Below are 19,270 nucleotides of genomic sequence, written 5' to 3' on the forward strand. Positions count from 1 at the left end.
GGGACCGGCGGGCCGGTCAGCGCCGGACGGCCGGGACGCCCGCGTCACGCATCAGCTGGACGGCCACCGTCCTCACCACCCCAGCGGAGCCGGCCGCTGTCAGGTCCGTGCTCCGCGCGAGCGCTCCAGGTCGAGCGCGTCGATCTCGGTCGCCAGGTCCGAGTAGCGGCGCGTCATCCGGTAGGCGTGGCGGGTGGCGGCGCCGGCCACGACGAGGGAGCTGAGGAGCAGGTACCCCCCGGACAGCAGAGATGCGACGGCCACCGGCTGGGGCAGCTCGGAGGTGCCGCCGAGGACCAGCGCCAGGCCCAGCGCGACGCCCAGGCCGGCGGGCACCGCCCGCAGCAGGAGCCGGACTCCCCACGGCCGGGTGTAGGCGGCCACCGTCGCGACGATGGCGACCTGGTCGAAGTCGGCGTCGTTCCGCGCGTCGACCGGCATGCGGAGCTCCGGCCGGAGCGCACCCGTGGGCAGCCATCGCCCCTGCCGCTCGGCCTCCTCCCAGCCGGCCAGCTCGGCGAACAGCGCCCGGTTCCGGCGAGCTGCGCGGATGACGGGGACGGTCGCGGCGACCGCCACCAGGAAGCAGACGACGGCGACCACCGGATCCGACCCGCCCCGGTCCTGGAGCGCCATACCGCCCATCCCCGCGGCGAGGACCGTCACCAGAGCCAGGGCGCTGCGTCCCAGCAGCCGCCAGGGCGACAGCAGCTGCCGCTCGATCTCCGGCACGGCCTCGGCCCGGGCCGCCAGCAGCTCGGCCCGGGACTGCCACAGGTGCTCGGTGGGCCCGGCTCCCGGGGTCATGCCAGGGAGCGTCACGCGAGCACCTCCCGGGCTGGGTGCCCCGTCAGGCCGCGGATGTCGGCGAGGTCGGACCGCACCCGGGCCAGCGCCGCGCCGTCGACGCACAGGTCACTGCCACCCATCCGGACCTCCGGGCCGTACCGAGAACCGCGGATCACGTCAGCCGGAGCGAACGCCCCGGCACGGCGTCGTCCACAGCCCCGGAGCGCGGCCGGGACGGCGACGCCGCTCACGACGTGGGAGGGGCCGGGACCGCCACGGTGAGCAGCGAGCTGTCGCCCAGGTGCAGCAGGCCCCGCCCGGGCTGGACCGGCCCGCCGATCGCGCTGCGCGGCACCCGCACGCCGATGAGGTCGCCGTCGGTGGTGCCCTGGGGGGACAGCAGCACGCCCTGCCGTGCCTTCTTCGCGTCCACCTGCCAGCCCGACAGGCCGGTGCAGATGCTGTCGGCGTTGCCGGCGAGCACCAGGCTGCGCCCCGGGACGTAGCCCTTGACGACCTCGCGGAACACCTCCGACGTCGGGCAGTCCCGCAGCACGTCGCCGTCGTCGAGGAACAGCACCAGCGGGTGCGCCGGGTCGGTGGCGAGCAGCTCCTTCCAGCGGTCGGCCGGCGTCGACGCCTCCTCGATGACGGCGAGCACGCCCTCCCGCCCGGCCAGCGTGCGCAGCGGGGACGCCTTGGGTGCGCAGACGACGACCGACGTGCCCTGCCGGAGCAGCGACTCCGCCATGGTCATGAGCACCGTGCTCTTCCCCGACCGCCCGGGGCCGGCGACGACGAACCCCGAGGAGCCGCCGGTCAGGTCCGGCCCGGTCGCCACCAGCTCGTCGCCACCGACGCCGACCAGCGCGAAGCCGGCGCCCGCCTCGGGGGGCCGCAGCTCCCACGCCGCGTCGAAGGTGATCCGCGAGGGCAGCACGTCGACCCGGAAGGGGCGGGCCGAGCGCGGCACGAGCGCGTCCCGCACGTGCGCGGCCTTGGCGATCTCCGCGATGGCCGCGGCCTGCCCCTGCCCGGACTCGTCCTCGGCGAGCAGCGCCACCTGGGTCTCGACCGCGCCGTCGACGGTGACCGCCCGGCCGGGCGGCATGTCGCCGGGCACCTGCTTGGCCGGGACCCCGATCAGCGGGTAGTCGGTGCGGTCGGCCAGCCGCATGACGAGCTTGTTGTCGGTCAGCGACGCCAGCCGCGCCGTGCCGAGCGACCGGTCGCCGGTGATCACGACGGAGATCCCGGCCGACGCCCCCTCGCGGGCGATCGCCATGAGGATGTCGGTCAGCCGCCCGTTGTCGACCTCGCCGAGGGTGGGCGCGTACCCCTCCCAGCGGTCGAGCATCAGCAGGATGTGCGGCAGGCGCTGCTCCGCGGGTACCGACCGGCGCTGCTCGCCGATGTCGGCGAAGCCGCTGTCGGCCAGCACCTGCTGACGGCGCTCCAGCTCCCGCTTCAGCCGGTCCAGCAGCCGGACGGCCCGCTCGGTCTGGGTGCGGGTGACGACCGCGCCGCACTGCGGCAGGTCCGCCAGCGGGAGGAGCGCGCCGTTGCCGCAGTCGAGCGCGTACAGGTGCACGTCGCTGGTGGAGCAGCGGGCCCCCAGCGACCCGGCGAGGGTGCGCAGCAGCTGCGAGCGGCCGCTCTTGGGCGACCCGATGACGAGCAGGTGCCCGTCGGTGGCCGGGTCGAAGGCGGCCACCTGCTGCTCCTGCAGCGCGGGCAGGTCCCGGACCCCGAAGGGCAGCCGGACCGCCGACGCCGCCCCGGCCGCGGGGGTGTCGAGGTCCGAGACCAGCACCCGGGTGGGCAGCGCCTCCAGCCACGGGCTGCGCTGGGCGGGCACCTCCTCCGCCACGGCCGCGCCCCGCACCGCCTCCACCAGGACGGAGAGGTCGGTGATCTCGACGTCGGACTGCCGGGTCGCCGTCGCCGGCTTCTGGGGTGCGGCGTAGCCGACCTGGTACCAGCCCAGCGGGACGACGAACGGCACCGCGGCGGCGACCGCGCCCTGGCCAGGGCGGCGCCCGCCGATCCGGCCGGCCTGGAAGGGCACCAGCGCGCCGTGCCCGAGGCGCGCGTACCCGCGCCCCGGGGCGGACTTCGGGATGCGCGCGGCGTCGGGGGCGTCGAGGACGTCGCTGCTGTCGGCGCCGTCGGTGACCCGCAGCGAGATGCGCAGGTTGGTGTTGGCCCGGATCTCGGGTGACACCACACCGCTGGGCCGCTGGGTGGCCAGGATCAGGTGGATGCCGAGCGACCGGCCCCGCTGCGCGACGTTGACCAGGCCGGTCACGAAGTCCGGCAGCTCCCGCGCCATCGAGGCGAACTCGTCGATGACGATGAGCAGCCGCGGCAGCGGGGGCCGGCCGGGCTCGCGGGCCTGCAGGTCGATGTAGTCGTCGATGTCCTTGACGCCGGCCCGCGCCAGCCAGTGCTCGCGGTACTTGAGCTCGGCGCCCAGCGAGGTGAGCGCCCGCTGCACGAGGTGCGCGTCGAGGTCGGTGACCATGCCGACGGTGTGCGGCAGGTGGACACAGTCCTTGAACGCGCTGCCGCCCTTGTAGTCGACCAGCACGAAGTTCAGGGCGTCCGGCCGGTTGGCCACCGCCAGCGACGCGATCATCGTCTGCAGCAGCTCCGACTTGCCGGCGCCGGTGGTGCCGGCGACCAGCCCGTGCGGGCCGTCGGTGCGCAGGTCGAGGCTGAGCGGCCCGTGCAGGCCGGAGCCCACGACCAGGCGGGTCGTGCGCCCCTCCATCTGCCAGCGCGCCCGGATGCCGTCGACGGTCGGCGGCTCCATGCCGAGCACGTCGAGCAGCCGCACGCTGTCGGGCAGGACGGCGTCGTCCTCCTCGAGGCTGACGTCGCGCAGCGGGGCCAGCGCCCGCGCCGCCCGCTCCGCCAGCTCGGCCGACACCGGCTCGGCGAGCACCGCCGTCACCGGGTCGTGGCCGCTGCGCCGGACGACGAGCTGGGCCTCCTCGGCTGGGTCGAACACGGCCGTGGCGGTGGCGGCCTCGGGCAGGAACCGCTCCTCCTCGTCGGCGCAGACGGCGTAGACGCCGACCGCGGGGCCCTCCTGCAGGACCTGTGCCAGGCCGGGGGTCGCCCGCAGCGGGCGGAACCCGTGGACGACGAGGACGTGCGCCGGGAAGGACTCGGCCTGGATCCGGCTGCCCTTGGCGGCCGCGTCGCGGCGGGCCTTGATCTGCGCGTTCAGCTCCGCGACCCGCGCCGTCACCGTCTCCGGGTCGTTGCCGACGAACGCGACCGGCCCCTCGCCGTCGGCCGACCGCGCGTGCGGCAGCCAGCGGACCCAGTTCCACTCGGGGCGCCCGCGGGGGGCGAGGACGGTCAGGGAGAGGTCCCGCGTCGGGTGGTTGACGGCCAGCTGCAGGACGACCCAGCGCAGCAGCCCGGCCAGCGGCTCCGCCGGTCCGGCGATGCCGACGACGCCGGCCTCCCGCAGCGGCACGACGACGGGCACGGCGCGCACGGTGCGCTGCTCCAGGGGCTCGTCGCGGCCGGTGCGGTCGGTGACCACCACCTCCGCGGGCAGGTCCGCCGAGCCCAGCCGCAGGTCGAGGGCGTCGGGGTCGGTGCGGCGTCGCTCCCACAGCCGCCGGCCCGGCAGGACGGCGGTCAGCAGCGTGGTGGCCGGGTCGGCGTGGGTGTCGCGGCGGCGGAGCGTCTCCTGCGCGAGCGCGGCCTCGATCCGCTCGTGGGTGCGCGCCAGCTCCTCCTCGTACTCCTCGCGGGCACGGCGGTCCTGGCGTGCGGTGTGCCGGCGGTCGGCCACGGTGTTGCTGATCATCATCACCGGGCTGGCGACGGCGAACATGAGGTACAGCGGCGAGCGCATGACCACCGCGAGCGTGACGCCGATCAGCAGCGGCGCGATGATCATGACCAGCGAGAAGCGGCGCGGCTCGCGTGCCTCCGGCTCCTTGGGCAGCTGGATGCGGACCTCGCGCGTGGACGGCAGCAGCCGCGGGGCGCGCACGAACGCGCGGGTGCCCGGCCCGGCGGGCTCGACGGCGGCGTCGGAGGCGGCCGCGGGGCCGATCACCAGCTGGGTGTCGCCGAGCTGCACGACCTGCCCGGGCGCCACCTCGACGCCGTCGCCGTCCTCGGGGACCGGCTCGCCCTCCAGGGTGGTGCCGTTGGCCGACCCCAGGTCCCGGATCGTCGCGCCGTCGGCACCGACCCGGAGCAGGGCGTGCCGGCGGGACATGGACCGGTCGGCAAACCCGAACGGGCTGCTGCGGCCCAGCTCGTGGTCGCCCATCGGCAGCTCCGCGACCAGCCCGGCGCTGGGGCCGCTGCGCACGCGCAGCTGCCACCCGCGGGTGGGCGGCCCGGCCGGAGCGGCGAGGGCGGCGGCCTCGGTCAGGTGCACCACGCCGCCGTCGACGAGCGCGCTCTCCCCCACCGGCTGGTCGCCGTCGAGCCGCTCGCCGGCGACCCACACGCCGTCGGCGGGCACGCCGGCCACACGGGACAGCTCGGCGCAGACCCGGCTGACCGGCAGGTCGTCGTCGACGTCGACCACGACGTCGAGCAGCGTGCCGTCGGCCTGCCCGACGCTCACCTGGACGCGCACAGCACCCCTTCCGGTCTCAGCCCGCGCTGTTCTGCAGGACGTCGAAGCTGCGGCTGCGGGCCTCGATCTCACCGAGCCGCACCGACACCGTGCACGCGGTGCCGACCGTGTTGGCGTAGGGCACCCGGTCGGTGAAGGCCAGCGAGCCGGTGCAGTCGTCGGTGCGCACCTCCAGCTCCCCGCCGAGCTGCTGGAGCAGGAGCGTCGGCTGCGGGTTGCGGCTGCTGAAGAGCACCGAGATGTTGTCCGCCCCGTCGGTCCCGCGCCAGACCGGGACGACGACCATGCCGACCGGGGCGCTGACCCGGACCGTGCCGTCGATCTGCACCTCCAGGTCCTCCAGCCGCTGGGCGGCGTAGACCGGGGTGGCGACCAGGCCGTCCAGCGCCGAGCCGGTCGCGGTGCCGGCCTCGACGAGCCGCTCGCGCAGCCCCTGCACGTCGCCGTCGTCCTCGAGCTCGAAGGGCACCGTGTAGCTGGCGGTGACCTGCGAGCCGGCGGGGACGTCGACGGGCACCTCCCACCCGCAGGCGGTCACCGGGACGCCCGGCGTGACGTCGCGGACGGCGGCCACCGACCAGGTGGCGTCGGGGCAGGCGCTGCCGTCCTCGGCGGCGGGCACCGCCTCGAACAGCGGCCCGGCGAGCGCGGTCTCGGCCGACCAGGTGATGGTCGTGGTGAGCGTGCCGGCCTCGGCGTCGTAGGCGCCCTCGCGGACGACCGACAGCCCCGAGGGCAGCTGCTCCGACGGGCCGACGACGGTCAGCGCCTCGGCCGCGGCCCCGCCTCCCCCGCCGCCGCGGCGGTCGTCGCCGGCGGACCCGCCGCTGCCCACCAGGGCCACGACGCCGACGACCGCGCCGACCGCGGCCAGCGAGCCGCCGGCCACGAGCCAGGTGCGCCGGTCCCGCAGCCGGCCCCGCGCGGCGGGCTCCTCCGGCTCGGCCGGTGCCGCGTGCGCCGGGGCGTGGCGGGGGCGCAGCTGGGTCTGGGCGGAGGCCAGCTCCTCGTCGGGCCGGGAGGCGAGCCACGGCGAGGCCTCGCCCGTGCTCGGCGCAGGCAGCTCGGGGGCGGCCGGTGCTGCGCCCTTGACGTTGGTGCGGCCCGGGTCGAGCTCCTCGACCGGGCGGTGGCCGAGCACGCCGAAGGCAGGGGCCGGCCCGCTCGCCGCGGCCTTCCAGGTGGTGGGCTCGGGAGCCACCGGGAGCGCGGGGAGGCCGTCGAGCGCGGGCAGCAGGTCGCGCAGCGACGCGGCGGCCGCGTCCGCCGGCGGCCGGCGGTCGGGCTCCTTCGCCAGCATCGCCTGCAGGACGGCGTCCAGCGCCGGCGGGATCCCGGGAACCGGCGGCGGCGCGGCGGTGACGTGCCGGTTGGCGACCGCGTACCCGGTGCCGCCCCCGGCGAACGGCGGGCGGCCGGCCAGCAGCTCGTAGAGGACGATGCCGGTCGCGTACACGTCGGAGGCCGCGCTGACGGTCTCGGCGGTGAAGATCTCCGGCGCCATGTAGTCCGGCGTGCCGAGGACGCCGGTCATGCGGACCGTCGTCTCCTGGGCGAGCCGGGCGATGCTGAAGTCGCCGAGCCGCACGCCGGGCGGGTCCTCGTCGGTCAGCAGCACGTTGTCGGGCTTGACGTCGCGGTGCAGGACGCCGCCGGTGTGCGCGGCGGCCAGCGCCTCGAGGACGTCGGCGGTGATGCGTGCGGCCTCGGCCGGCGCCAGCGTGCCGGCCGACCGCAGCCGGGCGCGCAGGTCGGCGCCCTGCACCAGGTCCATGACGATGGCGAGGTCCTCGCCCTCGACCACGAGGTCGCGGACCCGGACGACGTTCGGGTGCACCAGGTCGAGCAGGATCGAGCGCTCCTGCACGAACCTGGTCAGGATCTCCGGGTCACGCGCGAACTCCGGGCGCAGCAGCTTGGCCGCGACCGCCTCTCCCGTGCGCTGGTCGACGGCGGCCCACACCTGGCCCATCGCGCCGGAGCCGAGCTGCCGCTCGAGGACGTAGCGGCTCCCGAGCGCGCGGGTGGTCTGCATGGGGTGTGCCTATCAGCCCTCGCCGTCGGGCAGGACGAACCACGACAGCGCGGGCGCGTCCTGCTCGACCCCGCGCTCGGCACCGCGGGTGGTCGCCTGCAGCACCGCCACGCCGGCGTCGGTCAGGGCCTGCTGGTCGGCGAAGGCCAGGGCCGGGCCGGCCAGGCCGTCGTCGGCGCCGAGCTCGAGCCCGCGGAGCGCGCCCAGCACGGCCCCCGGCTCCGTGGAGCCGGCGCCCGCCGCGGCGGCGGCCAGCGCGAGGACGGCGTCGTGGCTGCGGACGTCGGCGGTCGCGGCGCCCAGCCGGCCGAAGGCATCGGTGCCGGACAGCGACTGGAGGTCGGCGTCCTGGGCGGCGAGGCGGACGGCGTCGAGGAAGCGCACGGCCCCCTCGTCGGTGGAGGCGTCGGAGGCGGCGGGACCGACGGTGAAGAACTGCCCGGCGGTCGTCGCGCCGCCGGCCGAGCCGAGGTCGCGCAGCCGCGCCGCGAAGGCCGGCGTGAGCGCGGAGGGTCCGAGGACGACCGGCGCGGTGGGCGCCGTCCCCTGCAGGGCGGCGACCGTCTCCGCCGCGGTCTCGGCGGACGCGGACACGAGGACGGAGTCGGCGGCGCCGTCGACCAGCGGCTGCGCGGCCGCCGCCACCTGGCCGGCGAGCGCGTCGCCCGCCGCGATGGTCACCCGGCGGTCGGCCTGGGCCAGGGCGGCGAGGCCCTGCCCGGTGCCCTCGCCGGTGAAGGCGACCGGGGTGCGCTGACCGCGGCCCGACAGCATCGCCCCGACGACGTCGCCGACCTGCTGGTCGCTCGGCCCGGTGCGCCAGGCGGTCTCGGCGGCCAGGTCGTCGCGCGTGTCGTAGGGCAGCAGCACCGCGGTGCCGGCCCCCGACGCGAGGTCCAGCGCGGCGTCGAGGTGGGCGCCCGCGGAGGCGTAGACGATCCCCGCGACGCCGGCGTCGAGCAGCTGCTGGGTCGCCGCCACGGCGCCTTCGGTGGTGCCGCGGTCGTCGACGACCTCCAGCTGCAGCCGGTCCTCGTCGCCGTCGAGGCGGAACTCCGCCACGCGGGCGCCGGCCGCCGGTGCGGCGAACTCCGCACCCTCACCGCGCGGGCCGGACCCGGTGACCACCAGGCCCACCGTGAGCGGCGACGCGAGGTCGCCGAGCAGGTCCAGCTCGACCGTGGGGGCCGGCGCGGGCTGGAAGTCCTCCCCGTCGGGCGCCGCCTCGTCCGAGGTGCACCCGCTGGTGACGACCGCGACGGCTGCCAGGCAGATCAGCGAACGACGCACGTCAGCTCTCGCCACCGAGGCGGAAGCAGAAGACCGTGGCCGAGACCGACCCCTTCGGCAGGTCCTCGGCGAACGGCTCCATCCGCTGCGCGGCCTGGAGGGACCGCGCGAACTGCTGCTGCTCCAGCTGGGCGTCGGCGACCTCGACCTGCCGGACGCCGCGGAAGCTCGCGGCGCTCTCGCTGGTCTGGGTGACCTGCTCGGTGCGGACGCCGGTCTGCCCGGCGCTGTTCTGGATCACGCCGAGGAGGCCGCGCCCCTCGGTCGCCGAGCCGAGGTCCAGCAGCACCTTCTGCAGCTGGGCCTGGAGCGCGCCCGCGGCGGCGGCCTGCGACTGGTTCGCCGCGCTGATCTGCTCGGCGAGCCGGCTCACCGCGTCGGTCGCCGCCGCGTCGAGCTCCTGCGCCGCAGCAGCCTTCTCCGCCTCCAGGGCCGCGGTCTGGGCGGTGACGCGGGCGCGTCCCTCCTCGAGCTGACGGTCGGCTGCGCCGGCCAGCTGCTGGTCGAGCCGGTCCGAGAGGCCCTCGAGGTCGGCGTCGGCTCCCGCGCCGGCCGCCTCGGCGTCCTCCGCAGCCTGCTGGACACCGTTGACGCCGGCCTGGTCGACGCCGGCGGCGGCGTTCTTGAGGAGGTCCTCGACGTCCTTGACGACCTCGTTCTGCTCGCAGCGCATGACCTCGACGGTCTCCGCGAGCCGGTTCAGCGGGGCGGTGCTGCGAACACCGTCGGCGCAGGTCCAGGGCTCCGCGTCGGAAGCCGGCGCCGCGTAGAGGCCGCCGAGCACGCCCTGCAGCTCCTTGACCGCGTTCTTGAGCTTCGACTGGTCGGCCAGCTTCCCGATCAGCCCCGAGAGCAGGGTGAACGGACCGTCCTCGGCCCGCAGCCCGGCGAGCTGGGTGCTGACCGCCTGGAGGGCGGCACGCGCGTCCACCACGTCCTCGCGGACGTCCTGCCACGCCTGCACCTCGTCGGCGATGCGGTCGGTCAGGGGCTCGGCGAACGCGGGGGCCGCGCTTGCCGGGACCGTCTGCGCAGCGCAGTTCTTGCCGTCCACCAGCCAGCGGGCGGTGTCGGCGCGCAGCTGCGCATCGGCGTCGGTCGAGGTGGGCACGTCGCAGACCGAGGTCGCCAGCGCCGCGAGCTGCGCCTGGAGGCCGGTGGTCGGGTCCGTCAGCTCCTCCACGCGCCCCTCGGCGATCGCGTCCAGGCTCCCGAGCTCCGCACTGACACCGCTGGTCGAGGTGGCCTGCTGCGCCGCGGCCAGGTCCTCGCCCAGGTCGCCGAGCGACCCGGTCAGGTCCGGGACCGTGGTGCTGGGGTCCAGCAGCGGGTCGAAGACCCGGCTGTCGGTCTGCAGCTTCCGCACGAGGGTGATCACGTCGGTGACCTGCGTACCGACCGCCTGCACCTCGGAGGAGACGATCAGGCCGCGCACCTTCGCCGACTCGTCCGCGAGACCCTTGCCCAGGGTGACCAGGTCGGACCCGGCGCTGGTGAGCCGGCAGACGAGCGGGCCGTCCGGGTCCACCGGTCCGGTCGGGCACGCGTCGATCTGGCCGATGCTGCCGGTCAGCGTCGACCGCAGCTCGCCGACGCAGTCGCCGCTGGCGGTGGCCAGCTCGCGCAGCTGACGGCTCACGGTCGCCAGGTGGCCGAGCAGGGTGCGGTCCTCGCCGGCCGTCGGCGCCTCGCCGCAGGCCAGCGCGGCGGCGTTGCCCGGCGCGACGGGGGTGCCGAAGTAGTCCTTGACGCTCTGGACCGCGGTGGCGAGCGCCCCGTTGGCGCGCACGTTGGTCGACTCGACCGTGCTGCCGACCGAGGCGTCGAGCGCCTCGAGGTCACGCAGGACGGCGGCCGCGGCGGCGTCGACGGAGTCCGCGGTGCTGGCGATGGCCCGCGTCGCCGCCTCCCCGACCTCGCCGGCGTTGACGGCGAGCGTCTGCTGGATCGTCGTCAGGCTGTCGGTGACCTGGGCGAGCGTGGCGTTGACGTTGGCGATCAGCCCGATCGTGTGGTTCTCGGAGCCGACCATCCCGGCCGAGCCCCCGAAGACGTCCCCGACGAGCCGGGCGATGGAGGTGTCGGTGGTGACGCCGGGCTGCACGGCCAGCGAGATCGCCGGGAGCTCGAAGTCCACGGCGTCCTGGACCAGCGTGAAGGTGGTGGAGGGCGCCAGCCGCGGCGGCGCCAGCAGGGAGGCCCACTGGACGGTGGTCGAGTCGTCCTCGGTGCTCACCACGCCGTTGGTCGTGCCGGGCTCGGCAGCACCCGGCTGCGGACGCACGAGCGTGGCGGCGCCGTCGCCGGGGAGGACGGCGCTGGCGACGACGGTCATCGGCGTCGTCACCATCTCGTAGCTCTCGCGGGCCACGCCGTTCGCGTCGTACTGGAAGCGCTCCGGGCGGCCGGTCAGGTTCTGCACCGTCACGCTGATCTCGACCCGCCCGTCGGCGCCCTCGACGTCGGCCAGGTCGGTGCCGACGCGGCCGTCGTGCCGCCACGACGTGGTGACCCGGACGGGGAGGTCGCCGGCGTGCTCGGCGGGGTTGAGCGCGGTCGTGCGGGTGGTCGGGTCCTCGCCGTCCTCACCGCGGCTGACGAGCGCGGACGTGAGGCCGGTGACGGCGCCGTTCGAGGCGAGGTCGATGGTCACCGCCTGCAGGGCCCGCCGCGGCGCCTCCTCGGCGAACACCATCGGCGCCAGGGCGGCACCCCCGCCGAGGAGCACCACCGTCGCCCCGGCCGTCACCCCCCATCGGCGTCCGCGACCGGAACCGACCAGGCGTGTGCTGCCCACCACGAACGTTCTCCCCGCGCTCAGTCCGTCACCGCGCCCTCGGCCGGCGCCCCGAGAGGCGTCGGCGCCCCGGACGACGGTCCGGGTCGTTGCCGGGGGCAACGGAGGCGGGTGTTCGCCGAGACACTAGACGGACCAGTCCGTCTCGGTCCATCCCAGGGTGGCGGGGGCCCCCGAACGGCCGATGCTCCGCCTCGACCCTGCCACGGCGCGGCCGCCCCCGCGCGCCGGGCTCAGAAGGTGAGCACCAGCCGGCCCCGCACGCCGCCGGCCTCGAGCGTGCGGTGCGCCTCGGCCGCCTGCTCGGCGGGGAACGTCCGTGCGACCCGCAGCGTCAGCACGCCCTCCTCGACCTGCTGGCGCAGCCGGTCCAGCGCGTCCCGGTCCTCCGCGACCTTGCGCACCATGGTCGGGAAGAACCGCAGCCCCCGCTCGCCGTTGCCGCGGTAGCCGCGGACGGTGGCGACCGCTCCCCCGTCCCGCACGGCGGGGAGCACCAGCTCGTCCTGCACCGACCCGTCCGCCAGCCCGTGCACACCGTCGGGGAAGTGCTCCCGGATCCGCTCGGCGACGTCGTCCCCGCGCCGGACGACGACGTCGGCGCCGAGCCCACGGACCAGCTCCTCGTCGGCCTCGGAGGCGTCGGCGACGACGGTGAGCCCGTCGGCCTTGGCCAGCTGGACGACGTAGCCGCCGTAGGCGCCGGCCGCACCGGTCACCGCGAGGACCTCGCCCCGCCGGAGGCCCATCAGGTCCAGCGAGAACCGCGCGGTGAGGCCGTTCATGGGCAGCGTCGAGGCCTCGACGGCCGACGCCCCCCTCGGTGCCCGCACGACCGAGTTGCCGGGCAGCACCTTGTCCTCGCGGTAGGCCCCGTGCGGTCCGAACGGGACGACGACGCCCATCGCGAGGTCGCCGACGGCGAGGTGGTCCACACCCTCCCCCAGCTCCGTGACGACCCCGGCGACGTCCATGCCGGGGACCCACGGCGGCGTCTTGACCGGGTCGCGCTCGGCATAGGCGCCCGAGCGGGCGTGCGTGTCGGTCGGGCTGACCGCGGCGGCCTCGACCCGCAGCCGGACCTGGCCCGGCCCGAGGGGCTCGGGCTCGACGTCGACGATGTGCAGGGCCTCCGGCCCACCGAACTCGGTCACTCCCTCGGCACGCATGGACCCTGCTTACACGGGCGCCCGGAACCGCGCCCGAGCAGGGCTTTTCTCCCGTGGTGTCATCCGACATCACGAAGGGGCTTGCGGTGACGTCAAAGTGGTGTCACAGTGACGTCATGGACCTGACCCCCTTCGTCGAACAACTGCGCCGCGAGCTCACGGTCGCCGCCGAGGCCGGCGGCGAGGAGGCGAGGGTCCTCGCGGAGCGGCTGGCCGCGCCGCTGGAGTCCTCGGTCCGCCTGGCCCTGCTCAACGCCCTCTCCGTCGCCGCGGAAGAGCTGACCAGCCAGCTGGCTCCCGGCTCCGTCGACGTCCGGCTCCGCGGCGGCGACATCGGGTTCGCCGTCACCCAGCCTCCCGCCCCCGAGCCGGCCGCCGCGCCCACCCCGGCGGCGGCACCGGCACCCGACACCGACGACGGCAGCACGATCCGCATCACCCTCCGGCTGCCGGAGGCCCTCAAGTCCCGCGTGGAGGACGCCGCGGCGGCGACCGGCTCCTCGGTCAACACCTGGCTCGTCCGCGCGGTGTCCAGCGCCCTGGACACCGGGCACCGGACTCCCCCGACCGAGACCCGGCGCAGCGGCCGGTGGTCGACGGGTGAGCACTTCACCGGCTGGGCCCGCTAGCCCCCAGCCACAGCTCCACAGGCTCAGCAGCTCCACAGGCACCGCCACCCCGGCCGATCGGCCGAGGGTGTCCCACCCACGCCCTGAGGAGGGCACCGCCATGCTCACGTTCGAGACACCCGGCCCCGTCACCGCCCGCATCGAGGTCGCCGCCGGCACCGTCCGGGTCCGCGCGACGCAGCGGACCACCACCCAGGTTGACGTCCGCCCGGCCAACCCCGGCCGGTCCGGCGACGTCGAGGCCGCGCGGCAGACCCGCGTCGAGCTCACCGACGGCCGGCTGCTGGTCAGCACACCGCGCAAGCTCCGGCTGGTCCTCTTCGGGCCGCCCGCGTCGGTCGAGATCGACGTCCTGGTGCCGGAGGGCTCCGAGGTGCACGCCGAGTCGGGCTTCGGGGACGTGGACTGCGAGGGCCGGTTCGCCGACGTGCGGGTCACCAGCAAGTGCGGTGACGTGCGCATCGACCGGGCCGCCGAGGTCACCGCCCGCAGCTCCGCCGGCGACGTCGAGGTCGGCGAGGCCGACGGCGGGGTCGAGGCCGGCACCGCCTACGGCCAGGTCCGGGTCGGCTCCGCCCGCGGTGACGTGCGGCTGCACTCCTCCGCCGGGGACATCTGGGTCGACCGGGCCCTCGGCTCGGTGCACGCGACCACCAAGTACGGCCAGGTCCGGGTCGCCGAGGCCGTGCGCGGGGAGCTGGTCCTGGAGACCGCCTACGGCACGGTCGAGGCCGGGATCCGGCAGGGCACGGCCGCCTGGCTGGACCTGCAGGCGGGCGCCGGCCGCGTGCGCAACCTGCTCGACGCCGCCGAGGGCCCCGACGACGCCGTCGAGACCGTCGAGGTCCGTGCCCGCACCGCCTACGGCGACGTCATCGTCCGCCGCTCCTGAGAGGAAACGACATGGAACCCGCGATCTCCGTCCGAGGGCTGCGCAAGTCCTTCGGCTCCACCGTCGTCCTCGACGGCCTGGACCTCACCGTCGCCGAGGGCACGGTCTACGCCCTCCTCGGCCCCAACGGGTCGGGCAAGACGACGACCGTCGACATCCTGTCCACGCTCACCCCCGCCGACGCCGGCGAGGTCCGGGTCGCCGGGCACGACGTGGCGCAGGACCCGCGGGCCGTGCGGTCCGCCATCGCGGTCACCGGCCAGTTCACCGCCGTCGACAACCTGCTGACCGGCGCGGAGAACCTGCGCCTCGTCGCCGACCTGCTGCACCTGGGACGTCGCGAGGGCCACGCCCGCGCCGCGGACCTGCTGGAGCGGTTCGACCTGGTCGAGGCCGCCGGCACCAGCCCGTCGACCTACTCCGGCGGCATGCGCCGGAAGCTGGACCTGGCGATGGGCCTGATGGGCGACCCGCGGGTCGTCTTCCTCGACGAGCCGACCACCGGCCTGGACCCGCGCAGCCGCCGGGCGGTGTGGGACGTCGTGCGCGGCCTGGTCGCCGACGGCGTCACCGTCCTCCTGACGACGCAGTACCTGGAGGAGGCCGACCAGCTCGCCGACCGGATCGGCGTCCTCGACGGCGGCCGGCTGGTCGCCGAGGGCACCGCGGCCGAGCTCAAGCGGATGGTCCCCGGCGGCTCCATCCGCCTGCAGTTCGCCGACCGCCGGTCGCTCGACGCCGCCGTGCGGGTGCTCCGCGGAGCCACCGTGGACGCCGACGCGCTCGCCCTGGAGGTGCCCAGCGACGGCGGCGTCCGGGCGCTCAAGGACGTGCTGGCCCGCCTCGACGAGGCCGCCGTGGACGTCGCCGACCTCACCGTCCACCAGCCCGACCTCGACGACGTCTTCCTCGCCCTGACCGGGCGCCCCACCACCGACGACCCCACCCACCGGAAGGTGACGACGCCATGACCACGCTGACCTGGACGGTCGCCGACTCGGCGACCATGGTGCGGCGCAACCTCAAGCACGCGCTGCGCTACCCCTCGCTGACGATCATCGTCGCCGCGATGCCCATCGTCTTCCTGCTGCTGTTCGTCTACGTGTTCGGCGGCACGCTGGGTGCCGGCCTGGGCGGCCCGTCCGGCGGGCGGGCAGAGTACGCCGAGTACCTGACCCCCGGCCTGCTGGTGCTCGCCATCGCGGCAGCGGCCCAGGGCACCGCGATCTCGATCGCCATGGACATGACCGAGGGCATCAACAGCCGCTTCCGGACGATGTCCATCTCCCGCGCCGCGGTGCTCGCCGGGCACGTGGTGGGCGCCGTGGTCCAGACCATGGTCGGCCTGGCCCTCGTGGTGGCCGCGGCCCTCCTCGTCGGGTTCCGGCCCGACGCGGGGGTCGTGGAGTGGCTGGCCGCGGCCGGCTTCCTCGCCCTGGTCAGCCTGGCCCTCTCCTGGCTGTCGGTGGCGATGGGCCTGGCCACGAAGACCGTCGAGGCGGCCAGCAACGTGCCCATGCCGCTGCTCCTGCTGCCCTTCTTCGGCAGCGGCTTCGTGCCCACCGACTCGATGCCGGCCGGGCTGCGCTGGTTCGCCGAGCACCAGCCGTTCACGCCGATCATCGAGACCCTGCGCGGTCTGCTGACCGGCACGGGGATCGGCAGCGACGGTCCGGTCGCGGTCGCCTGGTGCGTCGGCCTCACCGTCGTCGGCTGGCTGTGGGCCCGGCGCAACTACGAGAACCGCCCCGCCCGCTGACGCGCCCGGCACGTAGCCAGGCCCAGGACCGGACCGGTCCTGGGCCTGGCGTCGTGTCGGGAATGGCGTCGTGTCGGGATTGGCGTCGTGTCGGGAATGGCGTCGTGTCGGGAATGGCGGCGGGCACGCGGTCGCTGGACGGGGAAGAGCACCACTACCTCCCCCTGCCCCGAGAGGCCGTGCATGCCCACCTCGCCGGAGACCCGTCCCGCCCCCGCCCGGCCCCGCCGCAGGGTCCCGCTCCGGCTGGTCGCCGCCGGCGTCGGCGCGGCCCTGCTCGTCCCGGCCGGCATCCAGCTCGCCGGCTGGCTGCCCGACGACCCGTTCGGGCAGGACGTCGTCGACCGCAGCACCACGCCCCTCCTGCTCGCCCTGCAGGACCTGCACGAGTACCACGCGGCGAGCGGCACGTTCCAGGTCGTCGTCGACCGCGAGGTCGACACCCGCTACGTGCCGTCGGTGATCAGCGGCGAGCGCACGGAGCTCCTGGCCACCGGCACCGCCGACGCCTTCGTCGACTTCGCGGCGCTGGACGCCGGTGCGGTGACCCTCTCGGAGGACGGCACGTCGGCGACCATCGAGCTGCCGGCACCGCGCCTCGACGAGGTCCGCATCGACCCGGACGAGAGCCGGGTCCTCGACCGGGACCGCGGGCTGGTCGAGCGGATCGGCGACGCGGTCGGTGACGACCCCGTCGACGACAGCGCGCTGTACGCGCTGGCCGAGGACCGCCTCGCCGCCGCCGCGGCGGAGAGCGACCTGCGCGAGCGCGCAGAGACCAACACCCGCGACATGCTGACCGGCCTGGCCGGGGCCCTCGGCGTGGACGACGTCGAGGTCCGCTTCGCCGAGCCCGCCGACGACGCCCGCTGAACGCCGGAGGCCCGGAACCACGGGCGGTTCCGGGCCTCTGGACGCCAGGCCTCAGCCCTTGAGCTTGTACTCCCTGAGCAGTCCGCGGCTGATGATCGTCTTCTGGATCTCGCTGGTGCCCTCGCCGATGAGCAGGAACGGCGCCTCGCGCATGAGGCGCTCGATCTCGTACTCCTTGGAGTAGCCGTAGCCACCGTGGATGCGGAAGGACTGCGTGGTCACCTCGGCGCAGTACTCGCTGGCCAGGGTCTTGGCCATGCCCGACTCGACGTCGCTGCGCTTGCCGGCGTCCTTGAGGCGGGCGGCGTTGACCATCATCAGGTGGGCGGCCTCGACCTTGATGGCCATCTCGGCGAGCTGGAAGGCGATCGCCTGGTGCTGGGCGATCGGCTTGCCGAAGGTCTCCCGCTGCTGGGCGTAGGCGATGGCCAGCTCGAAGGCGCGGATCGAGATGCCGCAGGCGCGGGCCGCGACGTTGACCCGGCCGACCTCGACGCCGTCCATCATGTGCGCGAAGCCCTTGCCGGGGACGCCCCCGAGGATGTCCGAGGCCTTGGCCTCGTAGCCGTCGAACACCAGCTCGGTGGTGTCGACGCCCTTGTAGCCCATCTTCGCGATCTTGCCGGGGATGGTGATCCCGGGCTTGACCTCGCCGAAGCCGGCCGGCTTCTCGACGAGGAACGTCGTCAGGTTCTCGTGGGCCTTCTCGGCGCCCTCGTCGGTGCGCACCAGCGCGGCGACCAGGGTGGAGCTGCCACCGTTGGTCAGCCACATCTTCTGGCCGTTGATCGTGTAGTTGCCGTCGGCGTTCTTCGTCGCCTTGGTGCGGATGGCGGCGACGTCGGAGCCCAGGCCCGGCTCGGACATCGAGAAGGCGCCGCGCACCTCGCCGGTGGCCATGCGCGGGAGGTAGTACTCCTTCTGCTCCTGCGTGCCGTGCTGGCGCAGGAGGTAGGCCACGATGAAGTGGGTGTTGATGACGCCGGAGACGCTCATCCAGCCGCGGGCGATCTCCTCGACCACCAGGGCGTAGGTCAGCAGCGACTCACCGAGGCCGCCGTACTCCTCGGGGATCATCAGCCCGAAGATGCCGAGCTCCTTGAGCCCGTCGACGATCTCCTGCGGGTAGATGTCGCCGTGCTCGAGCTCCTGCGCGTGCGGGATGATCTCGCGGTCCACGAAGCTCCTGACCGTCGACAGGATCTCCTGCTGGATGTCGGTCAGGTCAGCGGTCTGCGCCAGGCGGGTCATCGGTCTCCTCCGGGACTCCGGTGTCCGTTGTTACCGGGGAGTATGGAGCACCGGCGGCCGGCGCCCGGCGTGTGCCTGGACACGCTCCCCTTCGGAGCGACCTCAGCCCGCCTCCCGGCGAGCGTGCGCCCGGGCGTGGCCGCGGTCCTCGGGAGCCGTGAGCTCCAGCGTCTGCGCCATCGCGTCGAACAGCGCCACGAGCTGCTCGGCGACCGGCTCGGTGACCGTGCCGAACGACAGCAGGACCGCACCCCCGCCGTCGGGGAGCGGCACGGCCCAGTCGACGGCGGTGTGCACGCCGCTGCCGCCGTCCCCCAGCGGCACGGTCCGCCGGCGGTGCCGCCGGAGCGCGGGCAGCCCGGCCAGCGGCCGGACGCCGAGGTCCACCAGCCCCTCCGCCCGCCCCAGGACCCGGGCCAGCTCGGCGACCAGGCGGTCGTCGCCGACCGCGCCCCGGACGACCACGACGCTGCAGGTGGCGGACACCGGGAGGCCCCGCACCGGCGCCGCGAGCACGTAGACGCTGCCGGCGCCGGAGCCGCGCGCCTCGGCCAGCAGCTGCCGCAGCTCCCGCTCCACCCGGCGCCGGAGCTGCGCCGTGCGGTCGCGGGGCAGGTGGGCCAGCTGCTCCCCGACCAGCCGGCGCGCCGCCGCGCGGCCGGCGACGGCCTCGGTGGGGAGCCGGCTCCAGCCCGGCGGCAGCAGGAGCGACCAGCCCCACCCGGCGCCCTCCCCCGCCCCCCGTCTCACGGCGCGGCCCAGCGCAGGCCGGAGGCGAGCTCGAGGAGCGGCTCGGCGACCTCCGCCCCGTCGAGCAGGTCGAGGGCGTAGCAGGTCAGGGCCAGCAGCACCCCGTGCTCGCGGACCGGCCAGAGGACGGCGCGCTGCTCGTGCACCTCCCGGCTCCCGTCGGCCCCCGGTACGACCGGTCGCCAGCGGAGCGCCCAGGCGCGGCCGGCGGCCGTCCCGGGACGGTCGACGTCGACCTCTCCCCAGCGCTCGGCGTCCGGGTCGACGACCGCGTGCAGCACGTCGTCGTCCGTGGCAGTGGGCGGCAGCGGCAGCGCGCGCAGCAGCGCCACCGGCCCCGGCCGGACCATGCCGGGGGCCGGGAGCAGCGCCCACGCCAGGAGGGTGGGGACGCCGTCCCGCGCCGCCGCGGCAGATC

The 19,270-nt window shown here is 75.6% G+C and carries 14 protein-coding genes; 5 read left to right on the plus strand and 9 right to left on the minus strand.

Annotation, left to right across the window (positions count from 1 at the left end; translation table 11 throughout):
- Nucleotides 1-99: 99 nt before the first annotated feature.
- The 6 genes from E4P43_RS19780 to E4P43_RS04680 all read right to left on the minus strand — a co-directional run bounded on the left by E4P43_RS19780 (nucleotide 100) and on the right by E4P43_RS04680 (nucleotide 12,698).
- Entirely contained in the window at nucleotides 100-807 is a 708-nt protein-coding gene (locus E4P43_RS19780) for a hypothetical protein (RefSeq protein WP_167759063.1), read from the minus strand.
- A 229-nt stretch (nucleotides 808-1,036) separates the two neighbouring features.
- Nucleotides 1,037-5,407 carry an FtsK/SpoIIIE domain-containing protein gene (locus tag E4P43_RS04660; RefSeq protein ID WP_135144247.1) on the minus strand — a complete coding sequence of 1,457 codons (4,371 nt, stop codon included), beginning with the start codon at nucleotides 5,405-5,407 and terminating at the stop codon, nucleotides 1,037-1,039.
- 16 nt (nucleotides 5,408-5,423) lie between these two features.
- Entirely contained in the window at nucleotides 5,424-7,442 is a 2,019-nt protein-coding gene (locus tag E4P43_RS04665; RefSeq protein ID WP_135144248.1) for a serine/threonine-protein kinase, read from the minus strand.
- Nucleotides 7,443-7,454: 12 nt separating this feature from the next.
- Entirely contained in the window at nucleotides 7,455-8,732 is a 1,278-nt protein-coding gene (locus E4P43_RS04670) for an amino acid ABC transporter substrate-binding protein (RefSeq protein ID WP_135144249.1), read from the minus strand.
- A 1-nt stretch (nucleotide 8,733) separates the two neighbouring features.
- Nucleotides 8,734-11,481 (minus strand): hypothetical protein, encoded by a 2,748-nt coding sequence (locus tag E4P43_RS04675; RefSeq protein ID WP_135144250.1) that lies wholly within the window; start codon nucleotides 11,479-11,481, stop codon nucleotides 8,734-8,736.
- A 281-nt stretch (nucleotides 11,482-11,762) separates the two neighbouring features.
- Nucleotides 11,763-12,698 (minus strand): NADP-dependent oxidoreductase, encoded by a 936-nt coding sequence (locus E4P43_RS04680; RefSeq protein ID WP_135144251.1) that lies wholly within the window; start codon nucleotides 12,696-12,698, stop codon nucleotides 11,763-11,765.
- A 116-nt stretch (nucleotides 12,699-12,814) separates the two neighbouring features.
- Here E4P43_RS04680 and E4P43_RS04685 point away from each other — a divergent pair, with 116 nt between their 5' ends.
- The 5 genes from E4P43_RS04685 (at nucleotide 12,815) to E4P43_RS04705 (ending at nucleotide 16,851) form a co-directional block, all read left to right on the plus strand.
- On the plus strand, nucleotides 12,815-13,327 hold the full coding sequence (locus tag E4P43_RS04685; RefSeq protein WP_135144252.1) for a hypothetical protein: 513 nt from the start codon (nucleotides 12,815-12,817) through the stop codon (nucleotides 13,325-13,327).
- Between the two features lie 100 nt (nucleotides 13,328-13,427).
- Entirely contained in the window at nucleotides 13,428-14,219 is a 792-nt protein-coding gene (locus tag E4P43_RS04690; RefSeq protein WP_135144253.1) for a DUF4097 family beta strand repeat-containing protein, read from the plus strand.
- Nucleotides 14,220-14,230: 11 nt separating this feature from the next.
- Nucleotides 14,231-15,190: an ATP-binding cassette domain-containing protein gene (locus E4P43_RS04695; protein ID WP_135144254.1), complete on the plus strand. Its 960-nt coding sequence runs from the start codon at nucleotides 14,231-14,233 to the stop codon at nucleotides 15,188-15,190.
- Nucleotides 15,187-15,978 carry an ABC transporter permease gene (locus tag E4P43_RS04700; RefSeq protein ID WP_135144255.1) on the plus strand — a complete coding sequence of 264 codons (792 nt, stop codon included), beginning with the start codon at nucleotides 15,187-15,189 and terminating at the stop codon, nucleotides 15,976-15,978. Before E4P43_RS04695 ends, E4P43_RS04700 begins: the two co-directional genes overlap by 4 nt.
- A 183-nt stretch (nucleotides 15,979-16,161) precedes the next feature.
- Nucleotides 16,162-16,851 (plus strand): DUF4230 domain-containing protein, encoded by a 690-nt coding sequence (locus tag E4P43_RS04705; RefSeq protein ID WP_135144256.1) that lies wholly within the window; start codon nucleotides 16,162-16,164, stop codon nucleotides 16,849-16,851.
- Between the two features lie 51 nt (nucleotides 16,852-16,902).
- On the opposite strand, the gene E4P43_RS04710 is transcribed toward E4P43_RS04705, so the two are convergent.
- The 3 genes from E4P43_RS04710 to E4P43_RS19785 all read right to left on the minus strand — a co-directional run.
- A complete protein-coding gene (locus E4P43_RS04710; protein ID WP_135144257.1) occupies nucleotides 16,903-18,102 on the minus strand; it encodes an acyl-CoA dehydrogenase family protein in 1,200 nt (399 codons plus the stop codon).
- Between the two features lie 102 nt (nucleotides 18,103-18,204).
- On the minus strand, nucleotides 18,205-18,852 hold the full coding sequence (locus tag E4P43_RS04715; protein ID WP_135144258.1) for a hypothetical protein: 648 nt from the start codon (nucleotides 18,850-18,852) through the stop codon (nucleotides 18,205-18,207).
- The coding region (locus E4P43_RS19785; protein ID WP_167759064.1) for a hypothetical protein at nucleotides 18,849-19,270 on the minus strand (422 nt) is incomplete at its 5' end. The genes E4P43_RS04715 and E4P43_RS19785, both read right to left, overlap by 4 nt.

Source organism: Blastococcus sp. TF02A-35, from assembly GCF_004571075.1.
Classification (GTDB): domain Bacteria; phylum Actinomycetota; class Actinomycetes; order Mycobacteriales; family Geodermatophilaceae; genus Blastococcus.